This window comes from Pseudonocardia wallangbongensis (assembly GCF_054486945.1).
In genome coordinates this window covers 1,129,449-1,140,106 of record NZ_JBRERS010000001.1, presented here as the reverse complement: position 1 = coordinate 1,140,106, position 10,658 = coordinate 1,129,449, and the positions used below count along the sequence as shown (strand labels likewise).

11 protein-coding genes are annotated in these 10,658 nt (G+C 73.1%); all 11 read right to left on the bottom strand.

What is annotated here, in order from left to right; genetic code table 11:
• Nucleotides 1-7: 7 nt before the first annotated feature.
• A complete protein-coding gene (locus ACU436_RS05365; protein ID WP_459022189.1) occupies nt 8-1,300 on the bottom strand; it encodes a TRAP transporter large permease in 1,293 nt (430 codons plus the stop codon).
• Nucleotides 1,288-2,076 carry a creatininase family protein gene (locus ACU436_RS05360; RefSeq protein ID WP_459022187.1) on the bottom strand — a complete coding sequence of 263 codons (789 nt, stop codon included), beginning with the start codon at nt 2,074-2,076 and terminating at the stop codon, nt 1,288-1,290. Before ACU436_RS05360 ends, ACU436_RS05365 begins: the two co-directional genes overlap by 13 nt.
• Complete coding sequence (locus tag ACU436_RS05355; RefSeq protein WP_459022185.1) at nt 2,073-2,603, bottom strand: TRAP transporter small permease; 531 nt, start codon at nt 2,601-2,603, stop codon at nt 2,073-2,075. Before ACU436_RS05355 ends, ACU436_RS05360 begins: the two co-directional genes overlap by 4 nt.
• Nucleotides 2,600-3,658 (bottom strand): TRAP transporter substrate-binding protein, encoded by a 1,059-nt coding sequence (locus ACU436_RS05350; protein WP_459022183.1) that lies wholly within the window; start codon nt 3,656-3,658, stop codon nt 2,600-2,602. The genes ACU436_RS05355 and ACU436_RS05350 overlap by 4 nt, the downstream gene beginning before the upstream one ends.
• Nucleotides 3,655-4,137: a RidA family protein gene (locus ACU436_RS05345; protein ID WP_459022181.1), complete on the bottom strand. Its 483-nt coding sequence runs from the start codon at nt 4,135-4,137 to the stop codon at nt 3,655-3,657. Before ACU436_RS05345 ends, ACU436_RS05350 begins: the two co-directional genes overlap by 4 nt.
• Entirely contained in the window at nt 4,134-5,081 is a 948-nt protein-coding gene (locus ACU436_RS05340; protein ID WP_459022180.1) for an NAD-dependent epimerase/dehydratase family protein, read from the bottom strand. Before ACU436_RS05340 ends, ACU436_RS05345 begins: the two co-directional genes overlap by 4 nt.
• Nucleotides 5,078-6,217, bottom strand: coding sequence for a mandelate racemase/muconate lactonizing enzyme family protein (locus ACU436_RS05335; RefSeq protein ID WP_459022178.1), 1,140 nt, complete (start codon nt 6,215-6,217; stop codon nt 5,078-5,080). Before ACU436_RS05335 ends, ACU436_RS05340 begins: the two co-directional genes overlap by 4 nt.
• Nucleotides 6,214-7,860 carry a thiamine pyrophosphate-dependent enzyme gene (locus tag ACU436_RS05330; protein WP_459022176.1) on the bottom strand — a complete coding sequence of 549 codons (1,647 nt, stop codon included), beginning with the start codon at nt 7,858-7,860 and terminating at the stop codon, nt 6,214-6,216. The genes ACU436_RS05335 and ACU436_RS05330 overlap by 4 nt, the downstream gene beginning before the upstream one ends.
• Nucleotides 7,857-8,525, bottom strand: coding sequence for a GntR family transcriptional regulator (locus ACU436_RS05325; protein ID WP_459022174.1), 669 nt, complete (start codon nt 8,523-8,525; stop codon nt 7,857-7,859). The genes ACU436_RS05330 and ACU436_RS05325 overlap by 4 nt, the downstream gene beginning before the upstream one ends.
• A 51-nt stretch (nt 8,526-8,576) precedes the next feature.
• Nucleotides 8,577-9,506, bottom strand: a complete 930-nt coding sequence (locus tag ACU436_RS05320) for a pyridoxamine 5'-phosphate oxidase family protein (RefSeq protein WP_459022172.1) — start codon at nt 9,504-9,506, stop codon at nt 8,577-8,579.
• Nucleotides 9,507-9,750: 244 nt separating this feature from the next.
• Nucleotides 9,751-10,653, bottom strand: a complete 903-nt coding sequence (locus ACU436_RS05315; protein WP_459022170.1) for an NAD(P)-dependent oxidoreductase — start codon at nt 10,651-10,653, stop codon at nt 9,751-9,753.
• Nucleotides 10,654-10,658: the final 5 nt, after the last annotated feature.

Genomic DNA, 10,658 nt, shown 5'->3' with positions numbered 1-10,658 from the left:
ATTCCGATCACGGTCCGAGCAGGAGGTTGGGCAGCCAGGTCACCAGCCCCGGCACCAGCGCGAGCAGGAGCAGGACGACCAGCATCGCGCCGAAGAACGGCAGCACGGCGACGCTGAGCCGGCCGAACGGGACCCCGCTCGTCTTCGTGACCACGTACAGCAGTGCGCCGACCGGCCAGGTCAACAGGCCCATCATCAGGTTGACCACGACGATCACGCCGAAGTGGATCGGATCGATCCCGAGGTCCTCGGCCACCGGGAGCAGGATCGGGAGGAAGATCAGGATGGCCGGCACCGCGTCCATCGGCATCCCCACGATCAGGAAGAACACCATCGCGATGAGCAGGAACGCGACCGGGCCGACGTCGAGTGCCGCGACCAGCCCGGTGACGTTCTCGCTCAGCCCGCCCACGGTGAGCACGTAGGAGAAGGTGCCCACGACCGCGAACAGGACCATGATCGTCGCGCTGTTCACGGCGCTGTGGCGGAACAGCGGGAACAGGTCGGAGGGCGTGATCGTCCGGTAGACGACCAGCCCGAGGAACAGCACGTAGGTGGCGGCGAGGATGGAGATCTCGGTGACCGTCGCGAAGCCCGTGATGATGCCGACGACGAGGAACAGCGGCGCCAGCAGCGCCGGGAGCGCCCGGCCGAGGAGCGACAGCGGGGACACGGCGGTGTAGGTGTCGGGGCGGGCCTCGGGCAGCTTCCCGCCGCGCCGGCCCTGCCACATGATCACCACGACCATGGATGCCGCGAGGAGCAGGGCGGGGACGACGCCACCGAGGAAGAGCTTGCCGACCGAGAGGTGCGTGACCAGCGCGACGAAGATCATCGGAATGCTCGGCGGGGAGACCGGGCCGATGACGGGGGCGCTGGCGTTGATCGCGGCGGCGTAGGAGGGCTCGTAGCCCTCCTTGCGCATCGCCGGCAGCATCACGGACGAGACGGCCGCGGCGTCGGCGGGCGCACTGCCGGAGACGCCGGAGATCCCGACGTTGGCCCCGACCGTCGCGTACGCCAGGCCCCCGCGGAACCGGCCGAGGAAGTACATGAGCAGCGCGACCATCCGGTCGGTGAGGCCCGCGCGGTTGAGCAGCTCGCCGGTGAGGATGAAGAACGGGATGGCGAGGAGCTCGAAGTTCCCCACCCCCTCGGCCATCGCGTTCGGGAGGTCGGTGGCGTCGCCGAGCCCGAGGACGGCCAGCGCCACCAGTCCCGCGGCGCCCATCGACACCCAGACCGACAGGCCGAGCGCCATGAAGACGAACAGCGCTCCGAAGAGGATCAGGACGTCCATGGGCCACCTTGGTCGGCGAGTCGGGTCGGGCGCCGGGCGAAGTCCCGGACGAACTCGGTGGTCCGCTCGATCGCCGCCGCGCTGATCTCCGTCCCGGACGCGAGCGTCGCCCGGGTGGCGTCCCCGAAGACCCCGTTGCGGGTGCGGGAGGCGAAGGAGCGGACGACGCCGGCGGCGAACGGCCGGTAGTTGTCCTCGAGCGCGCCGTAGTCCTCGATGAGATCCCCGGCCTCCAGCGCGTCGGGCCGCACGAGGTCCCCGGTCAGGGCCATCGCGACCGCGGTCTCGATCTCGCAGGCGTGTCCCCAGCGCTCGGTCACGCGGTGGCGCGCGATGACGTCGGCCGCCTGGGTCATCCAGAACGTCGACGCCGCCTCGATGCCGTGCTGGTAGGCCAGCTCGGTGATCAGGACGCCGAGGACGTTCTCGTTGCCGCGGTGCCCGTTGACGAACACCAGCTTGGTGATGCCGTGCGCCTTCAGGCTGCGCGCGACGTCGGTCAGAACCGCCCGGAACGCGTCGGGCCCGATGCTGATCGTCCCCGGGAAGTCCATGTGGTGCGCGGACAGCCCGAACGGCAGTGGCGGCGTCGCGACGACGGTGGGGGACAGGGCGGCCGCGACCTTCGTGGCGATCGCCTGGGCGATCCGCCAGTCCACCCCCATCGCGAGGTTGGGCCCGTGCTGCTCGGTCGCCCCGACCGGGATCAGGGCGAGCCGGGGCCGCGGGGACAGGCCGGCGAACTCGGTGGTCGTCAGGTCGTCGAGGGTGCTCACGAGCGTCCTTCCGGGAGGTCGTCGAGGGGGACTTCGGCGCTCGGCAGGCTGAGCGGCCGGGACAGGGCGGCCGCGAGCAGGAGCACCCCGGCGACGGGGATGGCCGCGTACGTCCAGCCGGTGGAGATGCCGAGCTGGACGTACGGGATGCCGGCCCGCACGGTGGCGACGGTGTACCCGGCGATGATCAGGATGAGGAAGAACAGCACCTCCAGGACCCGGAGGCCGAGGAGGAGGAGGACCTGGGGGCGACCGCTGAGCTTGGTGTCGAGGTATCCGGTCACGATGTGCTCGCCGAGGCAGTAGGCGGCCACCACGCCGGTCATGACCATCCACAGCAGCATCAGCTGGCTCAGGTCCGTCACCCAGACGAACCCGCCCCCGGCGGCCCGCAGCCCGACCTGCACCAGGTTGACGAGCAGGAGCGCGATGAACAGGGCGGCGGACACCCCCTGCGTCGCGCGGCCGATCGGGCCGCTGAGCCGCGACTCCGCACCCGGCTCGGCCAGCGTGAGTACCTGCTTCATCGTTGCTCGTCCCGGATCCTGCGCGCCGTGTCCAGCACGCCCGCGGGCCACAGCCGGCCGTCGAACTGGTCGAACTGGCCGTCCAGCGCCGCGCGGAACGCGGCGACGTCCGGCTCGACCACGGTGATCTCGGACCGCAGCTGTTGCTCGGCCGCCGCCAGCTGCTTCTCGACCTCGGCCGTGTCCAGCTGCCCGGCCTCGGTCGCCACCTTCGTGATCGCGTCCCGGTCCGCGGCGCACAGCCCGCCCCACCACTTGTCGTTGACGTACCAGGAGCGGGCGTCGCGGATGTAGTCGGTCGGCATGTAGTAGCCCTGGACCTCGTTCAGGCTCTGGTTGATCATCGTGATCGCGCCGTTCTCCTGGGCGTCGACCACGCCCTGGCGCAAGGCCAGGTACAGGTCGGACAGCGGCACGACCTGGGGGTTCGCGCCCAGCGCCCGGGCGAACGCCTGCGGCATGGGCGCCTCGGCGATCCGCAGCTTGAGCCCCTGCATGTCGGCGGGCGTGGCGATCGGGCGGTTCGCCGACAGCGCCCGCGGCTCGGCGTCACCCTCGACGGCGATGACCCGCACACCGGTCTGCGCGGCGGCCTGCTCGAAGAGCTGGGTGAACTCGGGGGACCGCAGTACGCCGAGCAACTGCTCGTAGCTGTCCCACATGAAGGGGACGCTGACGACGGTGAACGCGTTCGCCCCCGACAGCGTCGGGTAGATCGTGATGCCCTCGTAGAACATGTCGACGCCCTGGCCGGAGCTCAGCCCGGCGAAGATGCTGTTGACGTCGCCGAGCTGGCTGTTCGGGAACACCCGAACCTTGATCCGTTGGTCCGTGGCCGCGGCGATGGAGTCGGCGAACCTCTTGGCGGCCAGGGTCGCCGGATCGTCCTCGGCCCGGATCGTCGCCAACCGCAGGTCCTGGGGCGTGCAGGACCCGTCGGTGCCGGTCGCGGCCGAGTTGCCGGTGAGGAAGCCACAGCCGGCGAGGGACGTGAGGAGCACGGCGGCGGTGGCGAGGACGGTCGCCCTGCGAAAACGTGCCGGGTGGAACCTCATGGACGGGCCTCCGGGGTGCGCGCGGTCAGGATGAACTCGATCTCGACGGGTGCTCGCCGGGGGAGCGCCGCGACCCCGACGGCGGAGCGGGCGTGGCGCCCGTTCTCGCCGAAGATGCGGCCGAGCAGCTCGCTCGCCGCGTCGATGACCCGGGGCTGGTCGTGGAAGCCGGGGGTGCTCGCGACGAACCCGGTGACCCGCAGGACGCGCTGCAGCGCGTCGACGCCCCCGACGTGCGCGGCGGCGCAGGCGATCCCCTGCAGGACGCAGATGCGGGCAACCTCCTGGGCCTGTTCGATGCCGATGTCGTCGCCGAGGATCCCGGTGATCCGGACCTCGCCGCCCTCCTTGGGCAGCTGGCCGCTGACGTAGAGCACGCCGGCGTTCTCGGTGACGGGTACGTAGTCGAAGCTCGGCACGGCGGGGTCGGGGAGCACGAGCCCGAGCTCGGCCAGCCTGGCGCTGGGCAGGTCTGTCATGGGATGTCCTCCTGCGAGGGATCGAGGTACCGGCGCGCGCCCGACCCCGGGTCCGCGAAGCGGGGCGCGAACCCGATGTCGGTGCGGATCCGGGTGGTGTCCATGAGGGGGAGGTCGGGGGCGCCGTCCGCCGTCGCTTCGACGCTCGCGGTGGTTCCGGCCGCGGCGGCGAGGGCCGTCCCGAGCTCGTGGAGGCTCGACCGGTGCCCGGTGACGTTGTAGACCGGGGCGGTGGCCGCCGGGTTCACGGCGCACTCGAGCAGGCAGCGGGCCGCGTCGTCGACGTGCATCCAGTCCGCGGCGTCGGTCCACGCCCGCAGGTGGGCCGGCTCGCCCGCCGCGATGCGCTCGGCGAACGTCACGAGGTCCCGCTGGCTCCCGCCGTACCACCGGCCGTTGCCGTAGACGAGCGGCAACCGGACGCCGACCGCGCGGATCCCGTATGCGGGGGCGAGCACCCGAGCGATCTCCTCGGCGCCGACCTTGGTGGCCCCGTACACCAGCTGCGGGGAGGGCGCCGCCGCTTCGTCGACCACGCCTTCCCGGTAGGAGGCCCGCGGGCCGTACACGGTGCTGCTGCTCGACCACGACAGGTGCCGGCAGCCGGCCCGTTGCAGGGCCCGCAGCAGGACGGCCGTACCGACCACGTTGACGTCGACGGCGCGCGCCGGGTTGCTCCCGGCGCCGCCGGCGAGACCGTCGGTGCCCTCGCCGTACGCGGCGAGGTTGATCGCGCCGTGCGGGGCGAACTCCGTCAGTGCCGCGGTCAGCGCCTCCTCGTCGGTGATGCCGACCGCGGCGTGCCGGACCCGGACGGAGCCCGGGCGGCGCGGGTCCGCCGGGTCGACGGTCAGCACCTCCCAGCCCGCGCCGACGGCCTGGCGGACGACCTCCTGGCCGATGAAGCCGTTGCCGCCGACGACGGCCAGCCGCCGGCCGCTCACCGGTCGCTCCGCAGCCGTGCGAGGGCCTTCTCGTCGATCTCGATGCCGAGGCCCGGGGTACGGGGGACGAGGACGTCGGTGCCGTCCCGGCCCAGCGGCACCGAGGTGAGCTCGTCGCGCAGCGCGTTCGCCCCGCGGTCCATCTCGAACCAGACGGGTTCGGGCTCGTGGTCGGTGTGCGGGTAGGTGGGCACGCCCGCGAGCAGCTGCACGGTGGCGGCCTGCGAGACCGCGCCGCCCCAGACGTGCGGCGAGAAGCGGACGTTCCACGTCTGGGCCAGGTGGGCGATCACGCGCGCCTCGCTGATGCCGCCGCACTTGGTCACGTCCGGTTGGACGACGTCGATCAGGCGGCCGGCGATCAGGTCCCGGAACCCGAAGCGCGTGTAGACGGCCTCGCCCGTGGCGATCGGCACCCCGCTCCGGCGGAGCAGCCGCAGGCCCTCGTGGTCGTCCGGGGTGACCGGTTCCTCGGCCCACCCGAGATCGTGCGCCCGGATCGCGTCGAGGGAGCGCATCGCCTGGTCGGCCGTGTAGTTGCCGTTGAAGTCGACGAGCAGCGCGGCGCCGGGGCCGAAGGTCTCGCGGGCGATCCGGGCGCGTTCGCCGTCGCTGGCCCGCCCGAGCCCGAGCTTGATCTTGACGCCGGGGTAGCCCGCGTCGGCCGACTCCTGCAGCACGCCGCGGAACCGGCCGAGGTCGTTGTCGACGGTGACGTACCCGGTGGAGGCGTAACAGCTGATCCGGTCGCGCGTGGGCCCGCCGAGCAGCTCGTGCACGGGGCGGGAGAGCGTGCGGGCGAACGCGTCCCACATCGCGATGTCCAGCGCACTGGCGGCGACGACGTGCAGGCCGGACGACGAGTAGTGGTAGGAGCGCTGCAGGAGGCCGGTCAGCCAGTTCGACGACGGCCGCAGCGGCGTGCCGATCAACGTCTCGCCGAGCTCGTCGACGAGCGTCCTGGTGGCGGGTGCGCCACCCCACGCCTCGCCCCAGCCGACGACCCCGTCGCTGGTTTCGAGGCGGACCATGACCGCGGCCCGGCCGGGGACCAGGCCGCGCGCCGACCCGTACCGGGCGGCCACGTCCAGCGGGTCGGCGACCGGGATCGCCTCGATGCGCGCGATGGTCGTCATGCGTGCCCCCCGAGCAGGCCGCTGAGGGTGACCGACGGCGTCAGCACGTCGGCGGAGGTGCGGGCGACCAGCACCCGCGGCCCCCGGGTGGCGAGCAGCTCGCGCAGCGCGTCGTCCAGCGCGTCCGGCGCGTCGACGGTGCGTGCCGTGGCCCCGAGCGACCGGGCGAACGCGCCCAGATCGGCCGGGCTGATGTCGACGGCGGCGGGGCGGCCGTTCGACCTCGCCTGGTGCATGGCGATCGTCCCGTAGAGCCCGTTCTGGAAGACCACGACCAGCGGCTCGGCGCCGCACCGGGCGGCCGTCTCCAGCTCCTGCCCCGTCATGAGGAAGCCGCCGTCGCCGGCCAGGCCGAGCACGGTCCTGGTCGGTGCCGCGAGCGAGGCGGCGACGCTCGCCGGGACGGCGTACCCCATCGCGCCCGAGATCGGCCCGACCTGGGTGCGGGGGTGGTTGAAACGCCAGTAGCGGTGGCCGAACACCGAGAAGTTGCCGGCGTCGTTCGCCACGATGGTGTCGCCGGGCAGGTGCGCGCGCAGCGTCGCCATGACCCTGGTCGGGTGCAGGCCGTCGCCGTCGACCGGGACGGCTTCCGGGTCCGGCGTGCTGAACCGCTCGTAGCCCGCGCGGGCGTGCTCCCACGGGAAGTGGGAACGGTGTCCGCGCTGGCGGGCCAGCCGCGTCAGCGCCGCGGCGAACAGGGCGGGGGAGGCGTGGACGGCGAGCCGCGGGGTGATGACCGCGCCCAGGTTCTCGGCGGCCGCGTCCACCTGGACGACCACGGAGCCGGCCCCGGGGAGCGTGTACGCCTGCGTGGTGACCTCGTCGAGCCTGTTCCCCAGGACGAGGACGACGTCGGCGTCGCGCAGCGGACCGGTGATGTCCGCCGGGCTGCCGAGCGCGAGGTGGCCCAGGTAGTGCCGGTGGTCGTTGGGGAAGGTGTCCTGGCGGCGGAAGGCCGCGTAGCCGCCGAGCCCGAAGGCCTCCGCCAGCTCGGTGAGCTCCCGGTGCGCGTCCTGCGCCCCCTCGCCGACGATCATGACGGGACGTTCGGCGGCGGCGAGCAGGTCGAAGGCCCGCTCCACGTCGGCGTCCGTGGCGGCCGGCCCGGCGGCCGGGACCGGCGGGGCGGCGGGAACGCCCGCACCGGCCAGCACGTCGGCGGGGAACGCGACGACGGCCGGGCCGGGGCGCGGTCCCGTGGACCGCAGCAAGGCCCTGGCGACGATCTCGGCCGCCCGGTCCGGGCGGTGGACGGTGGCCCCGAAGACGGTGATCTCGTCGTAGAAGCGGGGGAGGTCGACCTCCTGGAACGCCTCCTTGCCCAGGTGATCGGTCTCCACCTGGCCGAGCAGCGCGATCATGGGGGTCGAGTCCTGCCGAGCGGTGTGCACCCCGATGGCCAGGTTCGCCGCGCCCACGGCACGGGTGGCCATGGCGACGGCGGGGCGCCCGGTCACCTTGGCGTCGGCCTCGGCCATGAAGGCCGCGCCCGACTCGTGCCTGGTCGAGACGAGCGTCAGGCCGGGCCGCCGCCCGACCTCGTCCATGAGCTCCAGGAAGCTCTCGCCCGGGACCGTGTAGAAGCGCGTCACGCCGGCGCGTTCCAGCAGGTCGATGACGGTCGCCGCGGCGGTGCTCATGCCGTCGGCCCCTCGCCGGCGAGCCGGCGGCTCACCGTGTCGATGTGCTGGGACGCGGCGCCGACCAGGGCGTCCCGATCTCCGGCGGCGAGCGCGTCCAGGATCGCGTGGTGCTCGCTCTGGGCCTGCTGGGAGTCCGTGGCCGGGCGTCCCCGGTAGTACCGCGCGATCTGCAGGTGGACCCGGAGGTCGTCGTAGGAACCGACCAGGTAGGGGTTGCGGCACGGGGTGACCGTCATCCGGTGGAACTCCGCGTCGAGCTGGTTGAAGCTGACGATGTCGAACTCCGGCTCGGCCACGATCCCGTCGAGCTTCACCAGGACCTGCCGGAGCCCGTCGAGGTCCGAGCCCGTCGCGAGGACGACGCTGCGCTCCAGCGCACCGAGCTCGATGACCCGGCGGGCCTCGAGGAGCAGCCGCAGGCTCTCGATGTCGAGGAGCGGGGTGACGCTGAACCCCCTGTACGGGGCCAGGGTCACGAGCTTCTCGGAGGTGAGGCGGTTCAGGGCCTCGCGAACCGGCGTGTGGCTGACCCCGAGCTCCTTGCTGAGGCGGTCGATCCGGAGCCGCTCGGCGGGTGCGAGCCGGCCGTCGAGGATGCGGTCGCGAAGGGTCTCGTACGCGCGGTCGGTCAGACCGTCGCGAGGGATGCCCGAGCCTGTCATGGTTTATATATATTCCATAATCAGGGGTGAGACAAGCGGTCGCCGTGACGGCTACCGCAGCGCGGGGTTGTGCGGGGACGGCACGCTCCGGCCCGCGCGCAGCGGCACGGTGGCGCCGGGCGCCACCGCATGCGGATCGAACCGGACCCGGCGTCCGGTGTGCCCGTCGTCGCCCGGCGCTCCGACCTCGGTCCACTCGACGCGCGCGGTTCCGGAGAGCTGGACGGTGGCGCCGGTCCCGAAGTCGATGAACAGCAGCGCCGCCTCGGGGTTGGCGGCGATGTTCCCCATCGAGTTGAACAGGTTGTTGCCGGCGTAGTCCGGCCACCACAGGCCGTCGCCGTCGAGGCGGACGAAGCCGGGAGGGCCTCCTTTGTGGGACGCGTCAGCGCCGCGGGTGGGGTGTGCGGTGCCGAGGAAGAACGTGTTGCTGCTGCTGACGAGCGCCCGCTCCGCATCGCTCAACGCGCGCCGGCCGGGGCTCGGCGACGGCGGATCGCCGGGCCCCGCGACCGCGGAGGCCGGGGCCAGGTCGCGCTGCTGGATGTAGGACGGGCAGTTCCCGAACGCCTGCTCGGTGTCGATCGCGAACCCGCGTGGCGAGGTCCCGACGAGCCGGCCGTTGATCCGAAGGCGGCGACGGAGGGCGAACTCGATGGCGATGAGTCCCGCCGGTTGCCCGGGTGTGAGCAGGTGCAGCGGATCGGACGTCGCCGGCGTCGCGGCGACGTGGAGGACGTCGCCGTCGCCGCGGAGGAACCCGGCCGGTCCCACCAATGGGGAGATCCACAGCCGGCCGTCGTGGTCGCGCGCGGTGAGTGCGGCGAACCGCCGTGCGGCCAGGAACCGGCCCATCCCGCTGGACAGGTGGGCCGGGGCGAGCATGCCCTCCAGCCGGTCGGCCTCGGCGCGCACGCCGGCCCGTTGCTGCACTGCCAGCTCCCCGGCGTGGAAGCCGGTCTCGATGATCGGCTCGCTCATGGTTCTCGGCGTGCGCATCCAGGTCCTCCGGTGCTCGGTGGTGCCGCGGCCGCCTGGTCCGCCGACTGCTGTCGCGCGCTGCCGCAGGTAGAGCGAAGCACCCGCCGAACTAACCTGTCAAGACTATTTTGCCGGTTAGGAGGCTCTGGATCGTGCCGAGAACCGGCGCCGGCAGCCGGATCATGTACGCGGTGCGGAACGTCTTGCGGGAGGTGTGGGCATGGCCCTGCACCACAAGCTCTGCTCAGGACCTCGGTTCGTAGGTCAGCGGCGCGCCGCCCCAGTCCTCCCAGAGCTTGGCGATGGCGGCGTAGTCGGCCCGCCCGAGGCCGGCCGCGAGGGCCAGGTCGTAGACGGTCTGGGCGGCCTGGGTCGCGAACAGCGGCGTGCCCGACCGCTGCGCCATGGCGAGGGCCAGCGTGGAGTCCTTGCGCGCCGCCTCCAGCGGCATGCCGCCCTCGTAGTCGCCGCGCGCCATCCGCTCCATGACGCGGTGGGTCAGCGGGCGCACCAGGCCGCCGTCGGGCCGTTCGAGGACGGCGGCCACGTCCGCGAGGTCGATGCCCTCCGCCCGCGCCATGGCGAACGCCTCGACGAGGACGACCATGACGGCGTGGGCGACGCCGTTGTTGACGACCTTGGCCGCCATCCCGGCGCCGAGGTCGCCGAACCGGGACCAGCCGGCGCCGCCGAGGGCGTCGAGGACGCTGCGGGCGGCGTCGACGTCAGCCGCGTCCCCGCCGACGAGCAGCGTGGCGGTGCCGCTCGCCATCTGCCCGACGCCGGAGAGGATCGCCGCGTCGAGCACCCGCGCGCCGGCCGGGGCCAGCATCGTCGCCCACTCGCGCACGTCGTGCGGCAGGACGGTGCTCGTCTCGACGACGAGGGTGCCCCGGGCGATCGTGCCGGCCAGATCGCCGAGCACCGCCCGGGACACGGCCGGGTTGGGCAGGCACAGCACGACCGTGTCGCACGCGGCGAGGGCGTCGAGCCGGTCGGTGCCGGTGACCCGCTCGTGCGCGGCGGCCAGTGCGCGCCGCTCCTCGCTGATGTCGTACGCGAGGACCTCGTGCGCCGTGGCCAGGCGGGCCGCGACGGGCAGCCCCATCTGGCCGAGGCCGCAGAGGCCGATCCGGGCGCTGGTCATACCGG